At 37.8% G+C, this 22,041-nt stretch carries 16 protein-coding genes; 12 read left to right on the top strand and 4 right to left on the bottom strand.

The annotated features are described in order from the left end of the window. Positions 1-12 precede the first annotated feature (12 nt). On the bottom strand, positions 13-1,845 hold the full coding sequence (locus tag G7B20_RS06515; RefSeq protein WP_240452822.1) for a sensor histidine kinase: 1,833 nt from the start codon (positions 1,843-1,845) through the stop codon (positions 13-15). Between the two features lie 190 nt (positions 1,846-2,035). Between G7B20_RS06515 and G7B20_RS06510 the strand changes: the two genes are divergently transcribed. After that, on the top strand, positions 2,036-2,437 hold the full coding sequence (locus tag G7B20_RS06510; protein ID WP_164109450.1) for a hypothetical protein: 402 nt from the start codon (positions 2,036-2,038) through the stop codon (positions 2,435-2,437). A gap of 73 nt (positions 2,438-2,510) precedes the next feature. Here the strand turns inward: G7B20_RS06510 and pyk are convergent, their stop codons facing one another. Both pyk and G7B20_RS06500 read right to left on the bottom strand, forming a co-directional pair. Then, positions 2,511-3,941, bottom strand: coding sequence for a pyruvate kinase (gene pyk / locus G7B20_RS06505; protein WP_164109448.1), 1,431 nt, complete (start codon positions 3,939-3,941; stop codon positions 2,511-2,513). A 123-nt stretch (positions 3,942-4,064) separates the two neighbouring features. Continuing rightward, positions 4,065-4,565 carry an IPExxxVDY family protein gene (locus G7B20_RS06500; protein ID WP_164109446.1) on the bottom strand — a complete coding sequence of 167 codons (501 nt, stop codon included), beginning with the start codon at positions 4,563-4,565 and terminating at the stop codon, positions 4,065-4,067. A gap of 265 nt (positions 4,566-4,830) precedes the next feature. On the opposite strand from G7B20_RS06500, the gene G7B20_RS06495 reads away from it, so the two are divergent. From G7B20_RS06495 to G7B20_RS06445, 11 genes are all read left to right on the top strand, one after another. After that, positions 4,831-5,067, top strand: coding sequence for an acyl carrier protein (locus G7B20_RS06495; protein WP_079643602.1), 237 nt, complete (start codon positions 4,831-4,833; stop codon positions 5,065-5,067). A gap of 26 nt (positions 5,068-5,093) precedes the next feature. After that, on the top strand, positions 5,094-6,347 hold the full coding sequence (fabF, locus tag G7B20_RS06490; protein WP_164109444.1) for a beta-ketoacyl-ACP synthase II: 1,254 nt from the start codon (positions 5,094-5,096) through the stop codon (positions 6,345-6,347). 173 nt (positions 6,348-6,520) lie between these two features. Next, complete coding sequence (gene rnc, locus G7B20_RS06485) at positions 6,521-7,258, top strand: ribonuclease III (protein ID WP_164109442.1); 738 nt, start codon at positions 6,521-6,523, stop codon at positions 7,256-7,258. A 51-nt stretch (positions 7,259-7,309) separates the two neighbouring features. Beyond that, a complete protein-coding gene (hisS, locus tag G7B20_RS06480) occupies positions 7,310-8,695 on the top strand; it encodes a histidine--tRNA ligase (RefSeq protein ID WP_164109440.1) in 1,386 nt (461 codons plus the stop codon). Between the two features lie 76 nt (positions 8,696-8,771). After that, positions 8,772-9,767, top strand: coding sequence for a pyruvate dehydrogenase (acetyl-transferring) E1 component subunit alpha (gene pdhA / locus G7B20_RS06475; protein ID WP_164109437.1), 996 nt, complete (start codon positions 8,772-8,774; stop codon positions 9,765-9,767). Positions 9,768-9,817: 50 nt separating this feature from the next. Continuing rightward, positions 9,818-11,437, top strand: a complete 1,620-nt coding sequence (locus G7B20_RS06470) for a pyruvate dehydrogenase complex dihydrolipoamide acetyltransferase (protein WP_164109435.1) — start codon at positions 9,818-9,820, stop codon at positions 11,435-11,437. Positions 11,438-11,763: 326 nt separating this feature from the next. Further along, positions 11,764-12,783: a serine hydrolase domain-containing protein gene (locus G7B20_RS06465; RefSeq protein ID WP_317164270.1), complete on the top strand. Its 1,020-nt coding sequence runs from the start codon at positions 11,764-11,766 to the stop codon at positions 12,781-12,783. Between the two features lie 141 nt (positions 12,784-12,924). After that, positions 12,925-13,284: a CoA-binding protein gene (locus G7B20_RS06460; RefSeq protein ID WP_164109431.1), complete on the top strand. Its 360-nt coding sequence runs from the start codon at positions 12,925-12,927 to the stop codon at positions 13,282-13,284. A 137-nt stretch (positions 13,285-13,421) separates the two neighbouring features. Further along, positions 13,422-14,660 (top strand): glycoside hydrolase family 88 protein, encoded by a 1,239-nt coding sequence (locus G7B20_RS06455; RefSeq protein ID WP_164109429.1) that lies wholly within the window; start codon positions 13,422-13,424, stop codon positions 14,658-14,660. Positions 14,661-14,666: 6 nt separating this feature from the next. Continuing rightward, entirely contained in the window at positions 14,667-16,808 is a 2,142-nt protein-coding gene (locus tag G7B20_RS06450; protein WP_164109427.1) for a glycosyl hydrolase family 95 catalytic domain-containing protein, read from the top strand. A 67-nt stretch (positions 16,809-16,875) separates the two neighbouring features. Then, positions 16,876-18,147, top strand: a complete 1,272-nt coding sequence (locus G7B20_RS06445; protein WP_240452821.1) for a DUF2264 domain-containing protein — start codon at positions 16,876-16,878, stop codon at positions 18,145-18,147. Between the two features lie 12 nt (positions 18,148-18,159). Here G7B20_RS06445 and G7B20_RS06440 read toward each other — a convergent pair whose 3' ends face one another. Continuing rightward, positions 18,160-22,026, bottom strand: coding sequence for a hybrid sensor histidine kinase/response regulator transcription factor (locus tag G7B20_RS06440; protein ID WP_164109426.1), 3,867 nt, complete (start codon positions 22,024-22,026; stop codon positions 18,160-18,162). Positions 22,027-22,041 lie beyond the last annotated feature (15 nt).

The raw sequence follows: 22,041 nt of genomic DNA, 5'->3' as shown, positions 1-22,041 counted from the left end.
AGTCTGTATTTATCAATTGTTGGATTCCCCTGTCTTAAGAGGTAATGTTATCTCAAAGGTCGTGCCTTTATCCTTTTCGCTCTTTACTTGTATCTTACCATCAAGTCTTTTGACTATGTCATGTACGTAGCTCAACCCTAGACCAAACCCTTTTACGTTGTGTAGATTGCCTGTGGGTATACGATAGAACTGGTCAAATATTTTCTCCTGTTGTTCTTTGTTCATACCCATTCCTTTGTCAGAGATTGATATCACAATGTTTCCTTTAGAATTAGATGTTTTTACGTGTATATCTGGAGCGTTTAGGCTATATTTTATAGCATTGTCAACTAAGTTAAAGAATACATTGGAAAGGTGCAATTCGTCACCAATGATTAGGTCTTGAGTCGCCAATAGTTCGGTTTGAAGCACTCCATTAGCTTTATTGAGTTGTAGATGCATACTGTCTAGCACTCCTTCGATCAGTGCGTTAACGCGGACATCTGTTCGCTCCATTCGTAAATTTTCTTTTTCGAGTTTAGCAATGTTTAGCACTCGTTCTATGTGGCTACCTAACCTTACATTTTCATCATATATTATATTTGCTAGTTTGTTGACGCGCTGTTCGTTTGATGCAATCTCTGGATCTCTTAGGGACTCGCTAGCAATCATGATTGTGGCTACCGGAGTTTTAAATTCATGTGTCATATTGTTGATGAAATCGGTCTTCATTTCTGAGATTTTCTTTTGCTTGAAGATAATAGACAGCGTGTAAGCAAAGCAACCGATCAGAACAGCAAAAAGAGCAAGCGTAGGAAGAATTAAATAGCTCATGTTATCTACAATTACCCTTTTTTTGTTAGGGAAGTATATACTCAAACGGCCAGTGGATTCTCCAAAATCTCCCTTAAATAATGCTGTAGTATAACGAGGTGATTTATTGGATGCTGCAAGCGTTTCGGCATCAGGACTGTGGTATATAATCCTTGATCGATCTCGAATTTCGATATTGAAAGGGGAATATATACCACGTGACACTAATTCTTCTTGCAGTAGTTTTTGAACTTGACTTTGATTTACCCGTTGTTCTAACGGCCTATTTGCAAGTTGGATTCCTAGCGCAAAGTCTTCAACGACACCTGCTTTTTTGCCTCCTAAAACAGCTAAGGTATCAAATGCATTTGTTGCACCAGCCAAAGCGTTTTTTTGAGCTATTTCGGATTCGCGATTTAGTATTTCAAGTTGCGTTCTTAACTCCATAAGCTCAAAAGCAACTTTTGCATTCGCTTTTGGAGGTAATGAAGCAATTCTAAAGCTACGCACAATTCCGTAAAGGTCGATGTCTACAACAACAACATATCGCACCGAGTCATCCTTTGCATTAATGCGAGGTAGTTCTTTACTGGCCGTTACAAGGACAAAATTCTCTACGCGAGAGGTGCCGGGAATATGTTCTTGGCTTATGGCTACGTTGATGTATTTTTGGTTTTTTTGTTCCCGAAAATAGGTCTCGTAAAACCAATTATCAATGCCTATTACATTAGGATAGATCGATTTTAGTTTTTCATCTTCTTCCCGAAAAATATTTTCTGTCTCGATTTGTTGTACGCGGAGACGCTCTATTTTTCGTTGTATGTCCAACTGCTTGGCAAGTATTCTTTGTTTTTTATGCTCGGCTTCATGTTTTTGTTGGTTGGCCCGTGCTATGATCTCTATATTGTTGGTCATCTCACTTTTCTCGATTTCTGATGCGACCTTGGCCAAAGACGTGTTTATAGCTTCATCAAAGAGATTAGATTTCTGTTTATAGGTCTCACGAATAAAATAGTACTGCATAGCGACTACGCCTAGTAATGCTATGGACATTAAACCTATTATTAATGAGATGCTTTTTTTCTTCATTTGTTACAAAAATAATAATGTATTATGCCTTAAAATCCTCTTTAACACTATTTAACAGCGATTTACAGAAAAGGATAGGGCAATACTTCTAAAATGTCTGTAGTTTTAATGTGAAAGTTACGTTTGTAAATTGTATAAGTTAAATTCTTCAATCATGATGAATATAGGTTCTAATATAGTGAAAAGAATGATTTTTAGTGTCATTTTTCTTACCACGCTTTTCAGCACTGTACGTGCTCAGGGTGGGGGTGAACAAAATAAGATGGAGAAACGTTCATGGGGTAATGTATTGCTAGGGTTTAAAATCCCCAAATCGGATTCATTGCCGCAAATATTTGCAGATTCTTTGCGTAGAGGGTTCTATGGAGTAAAGCCTATTGAAATACCGAATGTTTATCGTAAAAAAGTAGTATATTCTTCGGCCTATCGGATGCCTATTGCTGGTCTCTCCGGGAGGAGCTGTGCGCCAATGCCAGGCACTGAAAAGCTGGATGAAAACGAAGATAATGAAAAATCAGTTCCATTCTTGAAAGTACCACCATTACTTATAAAATAGAATATGCCATTACTAATAAAAAGGCGAGAGCAAGAAATATATTTCTTACCCTCGCCTTAATTTTTTACTTAAATTAATTTACTACTGAAACCCGAATGGTGTTGGTTTTGCCCTTCTCATGCAACGGTGTCGAAGCTGTGTTTATCACAATTTGCCCAGATTCTACTAATTCATGTGATTTTAATAGGTCATTTACATCTTGGATCGTTCCGTCTGTACTCTCATATTTCTCATAAATGAATGAACGTACTCCCCATAATAAACTAAGTTGTCTTAATAAATTTTTGTTTCCAGTAAAAACGTAGATGTCCGCATTCGGTCTGTAACTTGATATTTCGAAAGCAGTATAGCCCGATGCTGTCATGACAGCAATGGCAGAAGCTTTGGTTTTTTCGGCTAAGAAAATAGAAGATCCACAGATAGCGTCGGGAATTTTGTTTACCTCAATGAATGCATCCACTTTTTCACTGTAATATGGGTAAGATGTAGATTCTACATGTGTTATTATTTTTGCCATAGTCTCGATAACGATTTCTGGGAATTCGCCCACAGAAGTCTCTCCACTTAACATCACAGCATCGGCACCATCTAAAACAGAGTTGGCTACATCGTTTACCTCGGCACGAGTGGGGCGAGGTGTTGTAATCATGCTTTCTAACATTTGAGTTGCAATGATTACTGGTTTTGAAAGGTTACGACACTTCTGAACAATGATCTTCTGAAGGCCTGGTACTTCTTCCATAGGCATCTCGACACCTAAGTCTCCACGAGCTACCATGACAGCATCTGTAGCAGCAATGATAGCATCAATATTCTCGATGGCCTCTGGTTTTTCGATTTTGGCGATAATCTTTGCGTGGCTACCTTTGGCAGCAATTATTTTTTTACATTGATGAATGTCTTCTGCCGAACGAACGAAGGACATGGCGATCCAATCTGCACCATGGTCTAATGCGAAATTCAGATTGTCTAAATCTTCTTCAGTTAATGAAGGGATTGATACTTTAGTGTTCGGTAAGTTAACTCCTTTTCGAGATGTTAAGATGCCTCCATGTACTACTTCGCAAATGACGGTATCTTTATGATCAGTTGATAAAACACGTAACTGTAATTTGCCGTCATCAAGTAATATGATCTCGTTTTCCTTGACATCATTAGGGAAGTTTTCGTAAGTGATATAGATCTGCTTTTCATCTCCGATAAGTTCCTTTGTTGTCATTTCAACCGTAGAACCGTTGGTGAGGATAGCTCCTCCCTCTTTCATTTTACCGATACGTATTTTTGGCCCTTGAAGATCGGCTAAGATACTCACATTAAAAGAATGTTTCGCATTGATCTCATTGATCGTGTTAATTACTTGAAGGTGATCGTCTTGACTTCCATGAGAAAAGTTCAGTCGGCAAACATCGACACCTTTGGCAATCATCGCTGTTAATACGTCAATGTTAGATGATGCAGGTCCTAATGTAGCTACTATTTTAGTTCTCTTTTGTATCTTTTTCATATTGTTTTTGTTCTATTTTTTTAACCCTATTGGGTTGAGAATATTTCAGAATAAGCGGGTGACTATGACTTGTTTATCTTGTTTTTATACAGAGTGTAATATTTACACATTGAAAATAATTCGCTAAAATATTAGATTTTCTTTAGATTTCAATATGGTTGGGTCAATTTCTTTCACCAACATGATTTCCTTAATTGATTTTAAATTATCAATTAAGGTATCTAAGTCTTCAGCGTCAATATAATGTTTTATAATCATAAAGTAATCAAAATTTGGCGCTTCAGGGAGTAGAATGCCATTTTCTAAACTTCGATTATTAATGAGGTAATACTCGAAATCGAAAGATTCACAGCAATATCTATACATTTGGTAGTGGTGCAGCGTCTCTTTTTTTCCTTTCGCTTTTTCTTGAATAATATGGAAGTCCAGTTCTTCTTGAGGTTTAGTTTTTAAGTTTCCGTTATGATCAATCGGGGATTCCTTTCCATAAACGAAATTAAGACCGGTGTGCTTATTTATAAAGTGGCACAATCTATAGTCCCTAAAGGAAGAACTAATACCTACTAAAATGAAATCCAGTTCAAGGTCAAAGTCAATATCTAATTTGAAGGTGATTTTATTCAACTTTACAGTGTATTGATATATTTACGAAAGTACGATTTATGCTTGTGTTTTTTAGATGTCCGATGTAAAATTTGTATTAAATGAAAGTTTTTTTGTGATTATATATTACTTTTAGTATCATTGGGTAGTGTTTCTTTTATGGGCTATAATGCACTAAATGAGCTTTATGGTTCTTTATTTGTCACCTAAAAATTAAAAAGGTTTGATTTTTGGTGAAATTTATTTTTCTTTGCACAGATTTATTAAACAATTAAACTATAAAATCATGTCAGATATCGCATCAAGAGTAAAAGCAATTATCGTTGAAAAGTTAGGTGTAGATGAAAACGAAGTGACACCAGAAGCTTCTTTCACGAATGATTTAGGTGCAGACTCACTTGATACAGTTGAGTTGATCATGGAATTCGAAAAAGAATTTAACGTTGCAATTCCAGATGACCAAGCTGAGAACATCAGTACTGTAGGTCAAGCAATCGCTTATTTAGAAAAAAACGTTAACTAACTAATTGTATTAGGCTAAAAATATAAATGGAGCTTAAGAGAGTAGTTGTAACAGGATTAGGCGCACTTACACCACTAGGTAATACCGTTCAAGCATATTGGGAGGGCTTAATTAACGGTGTAAGTGGCGCTGCTCCTATTACGCATTTTGATGCGTCGAAATTTAAAACCCAATTTGCCTGCGAAGTGAAAGGGTTCGATCCACATGATTTTATGGATCGCAAGGAGGCTCGTAAGGTGGATCCATTCGTTCAGTATGCTATTGCGTCAACAGATGAGGCGGTTAAGGATTCTGGATTGGAATTTGATAAATTAGACAGAAACCGTATTGGTGTAATATGGGGGTCAGGAATAGGGGGGTTAACTACCTTTACGGAGGAAGTTGCTAACTTTTCTAAAGGAGATGGAACACCTCGTTTCAATCCTTTCTTCATTCCAAAGATGTTGGTAGATATTGCTCCTGGCCATATTTCTATGCGACACGGTTTGCGTGGTCCCAATTTTTCAGCCGTTTCAGCTTGTGCATCTGCAACCAATGCGATGATCGATGCCTTTACCTACATTCGTATGGGAAGGGCTGATATAATCATCACGGGAGGTTCAGAGGCAACTATTAATGAGGCTGGTATTGGTGGTTTCAACGCAATGCACGCTTTGTCAACTCGTAATGACGATCCAAAGACCGCTTCTAGGCCTTTTGATAAAGATAGAGATGGATTTGTTTCTGGAGAAGGATCTGGCGCAATAATTTTAGAAAGTTTAGAACATGCGCTAGCGCGTGGAGCTAAGATTTATGCAGAGATTGTCGGTGGCGGTATGAGTGCAGATGCACATCATATTACAGCCTCGCATCCTGAAGGTCTTGGCGCGAAGCTTGCTATGACTATGGCGATAAATGATGCTGAATTGCATTTTTCGGATATAGATTATATTAATGTACATGGCACATCAACTCCAGTTGGTGATATCAGTGAGACAAAAGCAATAGTAGATCTTTTCGGAGAAAGTGCATATAAATTAAATATCAGTTCGACAAAGTCTATGACTGGTCACTTATTGGGTGCGGCTGGGGCTGTTGAGGGAATTGCCTCTATACTGGCTGTAAAAAATGATATTGTACCGCCTACAATAAATCATTTTACCGATGATCCTCAGATAGATAATCGTTTGAATTTTACATTTAATACAGCTCAGAAACGTGTAGTGAAAGCTGCTTTGAGTAATACATTTGGCTTTGGTGGCCATAATGCTTCGGTTATTTTTAAAAAATACCAAGCGTAATGTTGAGGTATTAAGCATAAAAGATAAATAGGTAGTTTCTTCAAGCTACCTATTTTTCTATACGTCTTTGTTATCCTGACTGGAATAATCTTTTTTTGAATCGACTATTTTTAATAGCCTGAGAATAATTTTTTGGTTTTTCGTCCGAGAGTTTTTCTTTGTAGTAGGTGAATATGTCTTTAAGAATTTATAAACTATACTTATCTCCCAATCGAGCTTATTTTAAAAAACTCAAAAATATTCTTGGGTTTGTGCCAGGTAATGTCAAGTTGTATCAGATGGCTTTTAGACATAAATCTGTTGCAAAGCAAATCAAAGAGGGGGTGAAAAATAGCAACGAGCGTTTAGAATTCCTCGGCGACGCTGTTCTTGGGTCGGTAGTGGCAGAGCTTTTGTTTAAACTGTACCCTTACAAAGATGAAGGATTTCTAACAGAGATGCGTTCAAAAATAGTGTCTAGGGCAAATCTCAACCAACTTTCTAGAAAGTTAGGTTTCGATCGCCTAATTCAATATGATTCCCGCATGATATCCTATCCCAATAAACAAGGATCACTATTAGGAGATGCATTCGAAGCGCTGATTGGAGCCGTTTATCTTGATAAGGGGTATCAATTTACCCGAGAGTTCTTATTAACACGTATTATTAAGCCGCATGTTGATATTCACACGTTGGAAAATACGGAGACGAATTTCAAGAGTAGACTTATCGAATGGTGTCAGCACGAAGGAAAAGAAGTTGTATTCTTGCCTATTGATAACCCGGAGGGTGAGTCGTCTAAAATGTTTAGTATCGAGGTGCTTGTTAATGGAGAGGTTTGTGGCTTAGGTCGCGATTTTAATAAAAAGAGTGCGGAGAAACTTGCTGCAGAGCGAGCTTGTGAGTATCTGAAAATCATCGAAATCGCTTAGAAACATATAGGCGTACTTTCCATATTCATTCTGTTATATTACCTTTGCCTTATGGCAATAGTTAAACCCTCTCTAGCAAAAGGGACTAGAGATTTTTCTCCTCTAGAAATGGAAAGGAGAAATTTTATATTTAATACGCTGAAGGGTATTTTTAAAAAATACGGTTATAGCGAAATTCAAACACCCTCATTTGAAAATCTATCCACGTTAACGGGTAAATACGGTGACGAAGGAGATCAGCTAATCTTTAAAATACTTAACTCTGGTGATTATTTATCTAAAGTATCGGATGATGTCTTAGTACAGAAAAATTCGATTAAACTAATTCCTCAAATATCTGAAAAGGCACTTCGTTATGATCTCACGGTGCCGTTTGCCAGATATGTAGTGATGCATCAAAACGATATTACGCTTCCTTTCAAACGTTTCCAAATTCAACCGGTATGGCGTGCCGATAGACCGCAGCGTGGGCGTTACCGGGAGTTTTATCAATGCGATGTCGACGTAGTCGGATCGGAAAGCTTGTTGAATGAAGCGGAGTTTATATTGATTTATTGGGAAGCTTTGAGGCAACTGGGGCTAAAGGATTTTACGATTAAAATTAATAATCGTAAAATATTGACTGGTATTGCTGAGATTCTAGGAAAGCCTGAACTTATCGTGGATATGACTGTTGCCATAGATAAGCTGGATAAAATCGGCCTTGACGGTGTAAACAAGGAACTTTTAGATCGAGGTTTTTCAGATACTGATCTTGAAGTATTGAAGCCTATTATCTTATTGGAAGGTAGTAACCAAGAAAAGTTGGAAAGTCTTAAAAAGGTATTAGCTTCGTCGCAGAAAGGGTTGGAAGGAATAGAAGAAATCGAATCTGTATTTGCATATGTTGCTGCTTTTAACGTTGACGAAAGTATTTTGAGTAATGATGTTGCTGTCGATGTCACGTTGGCAAGGGGTTTGAATTATTATACAGGATGTATTTTTGAAGTTAAGACGAATGAGGTTGCTATGGGAAGTATCGGTGGTGGAGGGAGATATGATGACCTTACAGGGATGTTTGGACTGAAGAATCTTACTGGCGTAGGGGTGTCTTTCGGAGCAGACCGTATTTATGATGTTCTTGAAGAGCTCGATCTTTTTCCAGGTACAGTTATTTCTAGTTCCAAGGTTCTTATTGTCAATTTCGATAAAAGTCTAGAATGTTATACCATCCCATTGTTGGCTCGTCTCCGTCAAGAAGGTATAGCCGTAGAATTATACCCAATTGTGGCCAAGCTGAAAAAGCAAATGAGCTACGCGGATGCGAAGAAGATTCCATTTGTTCTCCTTGTGGGAGAGGAGGAAGTCGAATCAAATGTTTTAACATTGAAAAACATGGAATCAGGCGAGCAAATAAAAATACAATTGCCAGCACTTATCGAAATCATGAGGGGGTGAGCGGCAAAAAATATACTTTTTGTCGATATAAATTATTAGATTTGTAATCGGTTAAGTAAGAAAAAGACTTTATAAAATGAGTTCAACACCTATAACAAAAGAAACATATCTCGAGTGGTACAGATCTATGCTACTCATGCGTAAATTTGAAGAGAAAGCAGGACAATTGTACGGGCAGCAAAAAATCCGTGGTTTTTGTCATTTGTACATTGGTCAAGAGGCAGTGGTAGCGGGTACGATATCAGCAACTAGACAAGAGGATACTGTGATCACGTCTTATCGTGATCATGCTCATGCTTTGGCAAAGGGAGTTTCTGCAGACGCTTGTATGGCTGAAATGTACGGAAAGAGTACAGGTTGCTCGAAAGGGAAGGGGGGCTCTATGCACTTTTTCTCGAAAGAACATGGTATGTTGGGAGGACATGGTATCGTCGGTGGACAAATACCACTAGGTGCTGGAATAGCTTTCGCTGAAAAATACTTAGGTACGGATAACGTAAATGTTTGTTTTATGGGGGATGGGGCAGTTCGCCAAGGAGCCTTAAATGAAACTTTCAACATGGCTATGTTATGGCAATTACCTGTGATCTTTGTGTGTGAAAATAACGGTTACGCGATGGGTACTTCGGTAAAGCGCACGACTAACATGGAAGATATATATAAGATTGGTTTAGGTTTTGATATGCCTAGTATGCCTGTAGATGGTATGGATCCTGTAGCTGTTCATAATGCTATGGACGAGGCTGTACAACGTGCGCGTGCTGGTGAAGGACCAACGTTTTTAGAGATTCGTACTTATCGTTATAAGGGGCATTCTATGTCAGATCCTGCTAAGTACCGTACCAAAGAGGAATTAGAAGAATATAAAGGAAAGGATCCCCTATTTAGTACCAAACATGCTATCCTAGAGAATGGTTACGCGGACGAAGCTTGGTTTGCGACAGTAGATGCGGAAATCAAAAAAATTGTAGAAGATTCTGTTAAGTTTGCAGAAGAATCTCCGTACCCTACTGTAGATGAGTTGTACAAGGATGTTTATGTGCAAGAGGACTATCCATTTGTGATGGATTAATAAATCACAGTTTTGTTTGAATTGTTATAAGATATAATTTACTATAATACATGGCTGAAGTAGTAAAAATGCCGAAAATGAGTGACACCATGACAGAAGGGGTGATCGCCAAATGGCACAAAAAAGTTGGTGACAAAGTAAATGCTGGAGATCTTGTTGCAGAGATTGAGACAGATAAAGCGACAATGGACTTTGAGTCCTATCAAGAAGGAACTTTACTATACATAGGTCCTAAAGAAGGTGATGCTGTAGCTATCGATGCTGTGATTGCAATCTTGGGCGAAGAAGGTGAGGACTATAAAGCACTATTAGACGGTGCTGCTTCGGCTCCTGAAACGAAAAAAGAAGAAACAGAGGTGAAAGTTGAAGCGACTTCTAATCAAGTGTCTCCTGAAGAGACAGTTACTGCTGAAGATTTAGGTTGTACTGTAATAACAATGCCTCTTTTGAGTGATACAATGACTGAAGGTGTAATCGCTCAATGGAACTTTAAAGTTGGAGATACGATCAAATCGGATGATGCTATAGCCGATGTAGAGACAGATAAAGCGACAATGGAAGTTACCGCTTATGCTGAAGGTACATTATTGTATGTAGGATTGGAGGCAGGCCAAGCGGCTAAAGTAAATGATATTATTGCTATTGTTGGTCCTGCTGGTACGGATGTGACTCCTCTTCTGAATCAAAAACCAACGGTATCAAAATCTGAAACCAAAGCAGAGACAGCTTCTACAACAGTAGAGGCCGTAACTCCAGCTTCAACGCGTGCTGCAACTTCAGCCAACGATGACTCTAGAGTGAAAGCTTCTCCTTTGGCCCGTAAGATTGCTAAAGAAAAAGGAATTAACTTGAATGATATTAAAGGTTCTGCTGACGGTGGTCGTATTGTAAAGAAAGACGTTGAGAGCTTTGTTCCAGCTGCTAGATCTACAACTGCTATACCTGCAACAGAGACTAAAAACGTTTCATTGCCTCAATTTATTGGCGAAGAAAGGTATACAGAGGTGAATGTATCCCAAATGCGTAAGACGATTGCTCGTCGTTTAGGAGAATCATTGTTTACCGCCCCTCATTTTTATTTGACTGTAAGTATAGATATGGATAATGCTATGACTGCACGTGCACAGATAAATGAAGTGGCTCCTGTGAAGGTTTCTTTTAATGATATGGTTATCAAAGCTGTGGCGGCTGCCTTAAAGCAACATCCCGCTGTGAATTCATCATGGCAAGGTGATAAAATCAGATTTAACGAGCATACGAATATAGGTGTTGCAATGGCTGTCGAAGATGGTTTATTGGTGCCGGTTGTTCGATTTGCCGATGGAAAGACACTATCGCATATATCTGCTGAGGTTAAAGATTTTGCAGGAAAAGCAAAATCAAAAAAACTTCAACCTGCAGATTGGGAGGGATCAACATTCACGGTATCTAATTTAGGTATGTTTGGCATAGATGAGTTTACATCTATCATCAACTCCCCTGATGGAGCTATTTTGTCTGTAGGAGCTATCCAACAGGTTCCTGTAGTCAAAAATGGAGCTGTCGTGCCAGGTAATATCATGAAATTAACGTTAGGTTGCGATCACCGCGTTGTTGATGGAGCAACTGGTGCTCAGTTTTTACAAACTTTAAAAGGTTTGCTAGAAGCTCCAATTCGTTTATTGGCATAATTAAAATACATTAATAAACTATTCGGTTTATATGAAGAAGGTATCTTTTTAGATACCTTCTTTTTTTTATCCCGTTTTTACGCCTTTTTTTTGCTAGTATATTGGCTTTTACTGCTTATTTACCTATATTTATTTTCGTGTTAATAAATGAATTACCCGTGAGATTTGTCTTGTTCCAGTTACTAAATATCGTATTCTTAATTACCCTTTTTTCTTGTTCCAGTGCAGAGCAAAAGCAGCAAGAAGTCCAACGAAAACAATATGAGCTTGATAGCATAGCTCTTTTATATGATCCTAGTAAAGCTGATTTAAATATCGATGCTTTTATGAAGAAACTTCATCGTAATTCAGGTTTCAATGGTAATGTGCTTGTTGCGAAGAAAGGTAAGATTTTATATCAAAATTCATTTGGTTGGGCTGATTATTTACATAAAGATAGTTTAAAAATTACCTCAAAATTTGAATTGGCCTCTGTCTCAAAACCAATGACAGGGTTAGCAATATTGCAATTGGTTGAAGCTGGTAAATTGAAACTGGATCAACTAGTTGGTGACTTTTTCCCAGGATTCCCTTATGAGGGAGTTACTGTGAGACAATTGTTGACCCATCGTTCGGGACTGCCTAATTATGTATACTTTGTAGATAAGATTTGGCCTGATCGAAAAAAAGGAATGTCAAATATGGACGCGATAAACCTTATGATAGAACATAAGCCAACACGTTACGGAATGCCTGATGGTCGCTTTCATTATAATAATTCTAATTATATGGTTTTGGGGGCTATCGTTGAAAAGGTGTCTGGACAGGATTTTGCGATTTATATGGATGAACATGTGTTTAAGCCTGCGGGAATGAAGAATACAGCGGCTTTATCACGCGTTAAGTATGACAAAATTCCAACAGATGTGATAGGACATGATAGAGTATGGAGGAGATCTGTTGTGCAGGACTATCTTGATGGACCTTTAGGCGACAAGGGTATTTACAGCACAGTACAGGATATGTATTTGTTAGACCTTGCGCTTAAGGAAGGACGCTTGTTGGGTAAGGCATTGCTAGATTCGGCTTATGTATCCCGCTCAGATGCCAAAAGAGGGGTGTTCAGTTATGGGTATGGTTGGCGAACCTTTTCGTCGAATGGTGCTAAAATAGCGTATCATACGGGTTGGTGGCATGGATTTAAAAACCTCTATGTCCGTGATCTTACCAATGATATAACTATCGTATTATTGTCAAATTTGGTTAATGGGAGTTTAAATAATTTGGATGGGTTGTATAAAATCTTGGAAATGCCTATTTTGAGACAAAATGCTTATGATGCAAACGGAGGTTTCGTAGAACATTAAAAACACCTACATGAAATAATCATGTTTAGTTATACAGAAAGAAGCATGAGTGTTCCATCCCGAAGAGTGAGGACAATTTAATTATCCGTAAAAGATAAATCGATCCGTCAACTGGCGAATCACTAAGTAAATTATAGACATATGAAAAAGACCCTGATTTTAGGTGCTAGTACCAACTCTGCTCGTTATTCTTATCTGGTTGCAAATAAGTTAGTCAGAAAGGGATATCCAATTGTGAATGTTGGCCGAAAAAATGGAAACGTGGCAGGAGTAGCAATCGAACCTGCGGAGATAGTACATACCGATATTGATACTATAACAATGTATGTTGGCCCTAAGAATCAGGAGCCTTATTATGACTATATATTAAACACAAATCCACATCGGGTGATTTTTAATCCAGGTGCTGAAAATTCAGAATTGGCTGAAAAGCTAAAAGAACGTGGAATAGAAGTGGTCGAGGCTTGTACTTTAGTTATGTTGAATACGGGGCAATATTAATACCCTTGATCTAGTGAAAAAGCATGTTTTCTTTTGATAACGTGCTTTTTTGTGTTTAGCGCAAACGTTAGCGTAGTTAATTGTCCATTTGTCAGTTTATAAGTGGTATTCTTGTATATAAACCTTTTAGTTATTATATGAAAATTTTTAAACGTTTAGGCTCTCTTTTGCTTTTACAAGGTGTGCTTTCAGTTGGAGGAGTTTTTGCTCAAAAAACTTCCTTGGATTTAAAATATATAAATAAAGAGCTTTTTGACGCAACTAAACAAATCAAACTTCTAGCTGAGGAAACGCCCAAAGAAAAGTTCCCGCAGACTTTTGAGAAGGGGGCGCAGAAATTTTCAAACTCGGGGTGGTGGTGTTCTGGCTTTTATCCTGGTACGCTATTGTATCTATATGAAGGAACAGGAGATACTGAGCTATTGGGAGAAGCGAAAGACAAATTAATCTATTTAGAGAAAGAAAAATACAATAGGAGTACGCATGATCTTGGATTTATGCTTTTCTGTAGCTTTGGGAACGCGCTTCGCCTAACTGGTGACTCGGCGTATAAAGAGGTATTAGTGACTGGAGTCGAGTCTTTAGCTTCTCGTTATAGCGATACGACGAAGGCAATCAAATCTTGGAGTTGGGGAGACTGGAACTATGCCGTTATCATTGATAATATGATGAATTTGGAGTTTTTAACGCAACTTTCAAAAATTACCGGTGATACGAAGTATAAAGATATCGCTATACAACATGCTAATACGACCCTCAAAAATCATTTTCGAAAGGACTACAGCTCTTACCACGTAGTGGATTATGACAAAAATACAGGCAAAGTAGTCGCAAAGAAGACACACCAAGGCGCCAATGACGCCTCTTCATGGGCAAGAGGTCAAGCTTGGGGATTGTATGGTTATACCATGATGTATAGAGAGACTAAGAAAAAAGCTTACCTGAAGCAGGCTGAAAATATCGCGGACTATATTTTAAAGCACCCTAACCTACCCGATGATTTGATCCCTTATTGGGATTTTGATAAAGATCAAGTACCTACAAATAGTAAAATGTACACACAGCGAAATTTGAAGGATGTTTCGGCAGCAGCATTGTACGCTTCCGCATTGTTGGAGCTATCTCAATATGTTTCGGGTAAAAGAAAGACCTTTTATTTTTCAAAAGCTGAAAAGATTCTTCAAAATCTGTCTCAGAATCCTTATAAGGCAAGTTACGGAGAAAATGGAGGGTATATACTTAAACATAGTGTCGGCGCATTGTTGTTTAACTCGGAAGTAGATGTTCCGTTGACTTACGCCGATTACTATTATGTTGAGGCATTGATACGCTACAAGAGATTGTTAGAAGGACAACCTATGATTAAAGAATTGTAGGGGGGAATGAGGTTCTACATTTTAATTTCTATTTGGTTTCTATTCTTCTCTGTTGAATCTAAGGCCGATAAATACCCTGTATTCAAGCTAGAGGCGTTGGGTCGTAGTGTGTACCAAGGGACGTTTACGGGCAACGGTTTGTTAGGGACAATGACTTACATGAAAGGAGATAGTTCGGCCAGAATCGATATCGGACGTACTGATGTGTATGATCATAGGGCCAATTCGGCATCTGCTTTATTTGATAAGGCACGGTTATTAATAGGGCATTTTGAGTTGATCTTTCCCGATGGAATACAGAAGTCGTGGGGAGAGATGGATTATCATCGTGGTGAGTCCTATGGCTATTATTCCACCAATAAAGGAGTGGCACGAATTCGTACGATTAGCTTTGCCGAGCAAAATATTATCTATATTGAGATTTCTAAGGGGAAAGACGATTCGCCTCAAATGAAGTGGATATCCGAGAAGGCGCGAAGTACACGTATGAATTTTGGACATGCGCAAAAGCCGGATTATTATCCCGAAAATCCTCTACCTTATACCGTTGAAGATGGTGTGATCAAGGTATCAGTACAGCCTCTGCTAGCAGGAGGTGGATATGCTACAGCTTATAAAAAGATCGAATTAACAGATAAGGATGTGTATCTAGTGACAGTATCATATTCGCAATCTTCGGATAGCTATATCAAGGAAGCTATCCAGAAAGTGAGTCTGTTCGATAGGAGTTCGTTAGAAAAGAGTATCGATTCACATAGAAAATGGTGGGAAAAATATTATGAGCGGTCGAATCTAATACTACCGGACGAACAGTTGCAACAGTTTTATAATATGCAGCTGTACAAACTAGGCTGCGCTACTCGTTCGGATAAGCCGGCTATCGATCTCCAAGGGCCTTGGCCTGCTAATACACCTTGGCCCGCTTATTGGCATAACTTGAACATACAGCTTACTTACTCACCAACTTTTACGGCCAATCACCTAGAGATCACATCATCATTAATAAATATGATCGATCAGAACGTCGATAATTTGATTAATAATGTCCCCGAACAGTATAGGTACAATAGTGCAGGTATTGGAAGGACTTCAGCGCCTGATATGATTAGTCCAATTTATTTGCAAAAGGGTGCTAACGGAAAAAATTGGAGTGATGGTGAGAAGGAATTAGGAAATCTGACATGGATGCTACATAGTTATTATCAATATTACAGATATTCTATGGACACGACAGCTTATGACCGATTGTTTTCCCTGTTAAAGCGTGCGGTCAATTATTATATTCATCTTTTAGATAAGGATGAAAGAGGTAAGTATCATATAGCAGTACGTACGTATTCTCCGGAATATTCTAAAGGTTATGCTTACGACACGAATTATGATTTGTCTATTTTAAGATGGGGACTAAAAACACTAATTGCTCTGGATAATGAGCAAGTTGGTGAGGATAGCCAGTATTTGGAATGGGTAGATATTTTGAATAATTTACGGGATTATCCGAAAGATTCAAATGGCTTTATGATTGCAAAAGATTTGCCTTATGCGGAATCACATCGACATTATTCACATTTGATGATGATTTATCCGTTTTACGATGTTAATTGGGATCAGATTGAAAATCGAGATATTATCTTGAAATCCATTGCGCATTGGCAAAGTAAAAAGGATTTCTTACAAGGGTATTCTTTTTCTGGTGTAGCATCAATGTATGCTATGATGGGAAAAGGAAATCGTTCTCTTGAAGCATTGCAAGTACTACTCGGAAAATATATTAAGCCTAATACTTTGTATGCAGAAACAGGTCCGGTAATAGAGACCCCCTTGGCAGCAATGGCTAGTATTAATGAAATGGTGCTTCAGTATTGGAATGGTTCTGTTCGTGTTTTTCCTGCTGTACCGGATTCGTGGAAGAATGTGTCATTTACGAATTTTCTCACAGACGGTGCTTTCCTTATTTCTGCACAACGGAAAGATAGTGAGACTGTTGGTATCAGGGTGAAAAGCCAACATTCCGGAAGTATTAGTTTGAAGCATGATATAAAAGATGTGAAAATAAAGATTCAGGGTGAGGGGAGAATCGTTAGTAAGAGCAGCGGTCATATTAATTTATGGCTATCTCAAGGAGCTATCGTTCACATCTCAAATTAAATATTGTATACTAAATCGATGGACTCTGAGATTACATCAATATCGATTATAAAAAATAATTAGAAATATGAAAAGAAGATCTTTATTAAAAGGGGTGGCTTTAGGATCCTTTTTTGGAATGATAGGAGGTGTTTTTGCAAAGGATAATAAGGATTTAGAAGAAGAGAACGTCTTAGTTAAATCTAAGGTGGATGATAGAGCGTACTGGGTGTCTGTACTAACAAAAATAGCAACTCCAATATTGGAGAATATAAGTAAGCAAGAGTTTTGTAAGAATATGCCTATGCAAGTGAGCCCTTCTTATGGTAATCGGGATCCAAATTTAGGCTATCTGGAGGCTTTTGCAAGGTTGTTGTCTGGGATGGCTCCCTGGTTAGCATTGCCCGATGATCATACAGAAGAAGGTAAATTACGTAAAAAATTTAGGGAACAAGCTTTGTTGGGGGTGCAACATGGTGTAGATCCCGAATCTCCTGATTATTTTGTTTGGCGAGGGGCTGCCAATCAGACGGTAGTAGATACCGCATTTTTGGCAATGGCGTTTTTGCGTGCTCCTGCTGCTTTATGGGAACCATTACCCGAATTGACAAAAAAGCAAGTTGTGGAAGAGTTTAAACTGCAGCGAAGATTTAAGCCAAATGAAAATAACTGGTTGTTATTTTCGGCGGTAACGGAGACTTTTCTACACAGTATCGGTGAGGAATGTCTCCGCGAGCGAATCGACTATGCGGTGGAAAAATTTGATAAAGAATGGTACGTTGGCGATGGTTGGTATAGTGATGGACCAAAATTTCATTTTGACCATTATAATGGCTATGTCATTCATAATATGCAGGTGGAATCATTGTTTCACGGGATGAAGGGCAATACGAAATATATAGAGATGTATAATCGTGCCTATAAGCGCATGCAGCGTTATGTTCAACATTTAGAACGTATGATTTCTCCGGAAGGTTACCCCTTGGTTGTCGGCCGTTCATCAACCTACAGAACTGCGGTATTTCAGCCATTAGCTGCAACGATATTAGATAATAAGTTACCGCAGGGTATTACTAAAGGTCAGGCTAGGGCAGCGCTCACTGCAGTATTTAGAAATACTTTTGTAGATAATACCATTAGTGAGTCTGGTTGGATGACGATGGGGGTCGTGGGGGATAAGCAAACAAGTATGGCGGACTATTATAATAACTCGGGATCTTTGTATATTGCTTCTTTGGCTTTTATGCCATTGGGACTTTCTTCCGATGATGAATTCTGGACGACTAATCCCGAAAGGTGGACGACACAAAAAATTTGGAACGGAGATCCTTTTCCTAAGGATCACTATGTGAATTATTAATATAGTATAACTTTACCCTTCCAGATTTTCATCTTTCAGAAATTCGGAAGGGTTTTTACCAAAGTGCTTTTTAAATTCTTTACTAAAATATTTTCTGTCCGAAAAGCCTACAGCATAAGCTACCTGACTAATGTTTTTTTCAAACCGGAGTAGTTCAATAGCTTTCATAAAGCGATATTGTTTTATGAAATTGTTTACAGAAAGGTTAGTGATGGATTTCAGTTTTTTGTACAATACAGGTTGACTCATACCTAACTCCCTAGCAAGCAAATCCACACCAAAATTTCCATTTATTAAATTCGTATTTATAATACTTTCAAGTGTTGAGATAAAATCATGATCTAATGCTGATAGCTCATGTGGGTTTTCTATTTTAAACTCCTCCCGCTTTTTCGAGGCTATTTCTAATAAATTTCTTACGGTTAATAGTAGTAGCTGGGGATTGAATGGTTTGGATAGATAGACATTTGCTCCGTACTGTAACCCGCTGACTTGAGACAACTCACTTGTATCTGCAGTAAGTAGTATTAAAGGGATATGAGATGTCAGTATATTGGATTTGATTTTTTTACACATTTCTAATCCATTCATACGAGGCATCATTACATCGGATATGATAATGTCGGGAATAATTTGAAGAGCTTGTTCCAAACCTTCCTCTCCGTTATAGGCAACGAAGACCTTATAGTGCTCAATGAATATTTTTTGTATCGTATCTGCCAACTCTACATTGTCTTCAATAAGAAGAAGAGTCTCATTTTTTGTATGTTTTGTAAAAGCTGTTGAGATCTGTACGGTGTCTTTAGCCTCTTGGTTTAGGATGTTTTCACTTTCCACGTTCGGTATACTTGGGAGAGTTAACGTGAAAACAGTAAACTGTTGATTATCGATTGTTTCGGTTTTACATTTTATTGTTCCCTTATGCTCTTCAACGATTTTTTTTGTTAATGCGAGGCCAATACCAGTACCTATATTATCATTGGCATTGGGTGCACGGTAGTATTCTTCAAAAATCTGAAACTGATTGTTTTCAGAAACTCCTATCCCATTGTCTGCGATACGTATGGTGGTTTCGGAAAAAGACGAATGTATTTCCATGAAAACGGAGCCTCCGACATTACAGTATTTAATCGCATTGGATAGAAGATTAAATATAGCTTTATCAAATTGACTGGTATCAACAAATATTAAATGATCTCCCTCAATGGATTTGATATAATAGTTAAGCTTTTTGGATAGAGCCAAGTCCGAAAATAAATAAAAAACGTCTTCTAGATAAGGTTTAAGCGAAACTGACTTTAAGTGGATAGTTTCCTTTCCATCGTCAAATTTTTTAAAGTCTAAAAGCTCATTGACGATGTGTAAAAGCTTATCCGCATTTTTCTTGAGTCTTATTGCTTTGAATTGGACAGTAGGGATTTCTTCTGTTGATTTTATGATTTCTTCAATAGGAATGGTAATTAAAGTTAATGGTGTTCTGATCTCATGGGAGATTTGTGTAAAGAATTTAATTTTTTTACTCTGCTCTTTTTCTGCACTTAATAATAACTGTCTTTCAACTATTATAGTGATGCTGAAATGTAAGATACCGGCTATTATAATAGCGTATAACAAATACGCCCACCAAGTCTTCCAAATAGGTGGTAATACGACGAGCTTAATCTGTAGGGGAGTTGTACTCCATACGAGATCGTTATTGCTAACCTGTAATAATAATTTATACTCGCCTTCCGGTATATTGGTGTATCGGATTGATGGTTGTTCAACTTCTATCCATTCCTTATCAAATCCCTCCAGTTTATATCTGTACCTGTTTTTTTTCGACTTAATAAAATTAGAACTGGCAAAATCTACTGCTAAGAAGTTTTCATCGTGGTTTAGGGATAAGGTATAAGAGTTTTCGTTTTGTTGGCTGACTAGACGGTCAAAGGATAAAAGTTTATCGTTGATTTTTATATTTCCAAGAATAATAGAGGGTATCTGTTTATTTAAAGATATTTTTCTGGGATTAAAAGAGGTTAGACCGTTTAAGGTGATTAGAAATATAGAACCGCTTTCGCTTAGGAAAAGTTTGGCATTTTGTAGGTTTTTACCAGGCAGGCCATCGTATTGATTATATAAGTTACTGTATTTCGTGTTTAGATCGTAGTAAATCAATCCGCTTTTACTGGTCACCCACAGGATATTATCCACTATTATAGGCCATCCTAACGTATTGTTTTTGAACTCTGCTATAAGCATCAGCTGACCCCGATCGTTTATTTTGTAAATGGTTTGACGAGAGGTAAACCATAGCTCATTATTATTATCTATAAAGAATCCGTTTACGGGTAAATCGGCAGGTATGGCTACTTCTTTAAATAACATGGTGCCTACAGATTTTTTGAACAATTTTTCCTCGGATAATGCATACAGATTATGCTTTCTGTCTTCTTTAAGACTATGAATTACGACCTGAGGTAATCCTTTGATAAGAACTAATTCGTTTTTCCTACCTTTATAATAAAGGCCCGCATTAGTTCCTAAGAAAATGTTTTCCGCACTGTCGACGTAGATGCTAAATACATTATTCTTTAGCTGTTTTTCATTTCCTCCAAGGTTAAAATGAGTACTTTTTTTATGGGTGAGATCGAAAATAGAATACCCGCCGGCATATTGGGCTATGTATACTTTGTTATTTCTGATGTAGAGATCCTTAACTAAGTTTGATTGGGTGAGTTTTGGCAGCGAAGCAGCTTCACCTGTGGTTTTATCTACTAAATTAATACCTTCTTCCTCTGAAGCTATCCAATAGTTTTCGTGTGTTTCGACCATGTCACTGATAATATCACTGTTCAGTCGGAAAGGTGCAGGTGATTTCGTGGAGGTGGTACGAAAATTAATAAAGTTGGGGTAGATGGCATTAAGCCCACCAAAATAGGTGCCTAACCATACAATTTGCTGATTATCTACAAAGATATCATAAATAGAATTTTGACTTAATGATTGTTTGGTCAGGGCATTGTGTTTATAATTATAAAAGAGCCGTTGATTGTCAGATAAAATGGATAATCCTTTTAGCGTGCCCACGAGTAATCTACCCGTTGGGTCCCGGGTAATAACTCGAACATTGTTACTTAGAATATTACTGTTTTTATCATTATAATCTTTCCATTCATTATTAGCGAAATTGTAGTGGAATAGTCCATTGAACTTGGTTGCCACCCATAAAGAGGAGTGTTCGAAGAAAAGTGAAGGAATAACGTTGTCCAAGCTTGATTTAATCGGAATTTCTAGATTTTTGGTAAATACTACAGTTTTTCCTTTTAATGCCACTAATTCAACCCCGTAGTCACTGGAAATAACATATTGCTCATTGTTTATTTTTACTATGGCTTGTACTTTGTTTCTGGAAAGGATTTTGTCTAACGTAAAGGACCCACTGTTAGGGTTCGCTTCGTAGAGTCCGTCTTCGGCGCATATGAAAAACCTACTATCTGCCTTTAGAAAATTATAAACAACGAGACCTTTTTTGAAAGGACGATCTTTATCAAGAACCCACTTTCTATTGTGTATATCGAAGATGAATAAATGAGTAGATGAGGCTATAAATAGATTATCATTATCATTAATAGCTATTTTGGTGATATAGCCTAAACCACCGAAAGTTGAATCGCTATCCACGAGGTTTTGAATTTGTCTGGAATTGTAGTTGAAAATATTGTTTTGGCCGGCAAACCAAAGTCTGCCTTCTGAATCTTGGCTTATAGACAATACGGGTTGCTTGTCAAACACATTTTCTTCCGTAAGAGATTCAAAATTTATTTCCTGACAATTGCATTCTAGATATGCAAAGAAGCTAAATATAAAAAGGAGTATTTGAAATTTGGGGCTGCTCATGTCGGTTTTTGGTTG

This window comes from Sphingobacterium sp. xlx-96 (genome assembly GCF_011007365.1).
GTDB classification, from domain to species: domain Bacteria; phylum Bacteroidota; class Bacteroidia; order Sphingobacteriales; family Sphingobacteriaceae; genus Sphingobacterium; species Sphingobacterium luzhongxinii.
The sequence above is the reverse complement of the archived record's forward strand: the minus strand, read 5'-3'. Positions and strand labels throughout refer to the sequence as shown.

Excerpts from the sequence above, each read along its gene's own strand:
- G7B20_RS06515 (WP_240452822.1), bottom strand. The coding sequence starts at position 1,845 with ATGTCCATAGCATTACTAGGCGTAGTCGCTATGCAGTACTATTTTATT.
- G7B20_RS06510 (WP_164109450.1), top strand. The coding sequence starts at position 2,036 with ATGATGAATATAGGTTCTAATATAGTGAAAAGAATGATTTTTAGTGTC.
- pyk (WP_164109448.1), bottom strand. The coding sequence starts at position 3,941 with ATGAAAAAGATACAAAAGAGAACTAAAATAGTAGCTACATTAGGACCT.
- G7B20_RS06495 (WP_079643602.1), top strand. The coding sequence starts at position 4,831 with ATGTCAGATATCGCATCAAGAGTAAAAGCAATTATCGTTGAAAAGTTA.
- fabF (WP_164109444.1), top strand. The coding sequence starts at position 5,094 with ATGGAGCTTAAGAGAGTAGTTGTAACAGGATTAGGCGCACTTACACCA.
- rnc (WP_164109442.1), top strand. The coding sequence starts at position 6,521 with ATGTCTTTAAGAATTTATAAACTATACTTATCTCCCAATCGAGCTTAT.
- hisS (WP_164109440.1), top strand. The coding sequence starts at position 7,310 with ATGGCAATAGTTAAACCCTCTCTAGCAAAAGGGACTAGAGATTTTTCT.
- pdhA (WP_164109437.1), top strand. The coding sequence starts at position 8,772 with ATGAGTTCAACACCTATAACAAAAGAAACATATCTCGAGTGGTACAGA.
- G7B20_RS06470 (WP_164109435.1), top strand. The coding sequence starts at position 9,818 with ATGGCTGAAGTAGTAAAAATGCCGAAAATGAGTGACACCATGACAGAA.
- G7B20_RS06465 (WP_317164270.1), top strand. The coding sequence starts at position 11,764 with ATGAAGAAACTTCATCGTAATTCAGGTTTCAATGGTAATGTGCTTGTT.
- G7B20_RS06460 (WP_164109431.1), top strand. The coding sequence starts at position 12,925 with ATGAAAAAGACCCTGATTTTAGGTGCTAGTACCAACTCTGCTCGTTAT.
- G7B20_RS06455 (WP_164109429.1), top strand. The coding sequence starts at position 13,422 with ATGAAAATTTTTAAACGTTTAGGCTCTCTTTTGCTTTTACAAGGTGTG.
- G7B20_RS06450 (WP_164109427.1), top strand. The coding sequence starts at position 14,667 with ATGAGGTTCTACATTTTAATTTCTATTTGGTTTCTATTCTTCTCTGTT.
- G7B20_RS06445 (WP_240452821.1), top strand. The coding sequence starts at position 16,876 with ATGAAAAGAAGATCTTTATTAAAAGGGGTGGCTTTAGGATCCTTTTTT.
- G7B20_RS06440 (WP_164109426.1), bottom strand. The coding sequence starts at position 22,026 with ATGAGCAGCCCCAAATTTCAAATACTCCTTTTTATATTTAGCTTCTTT.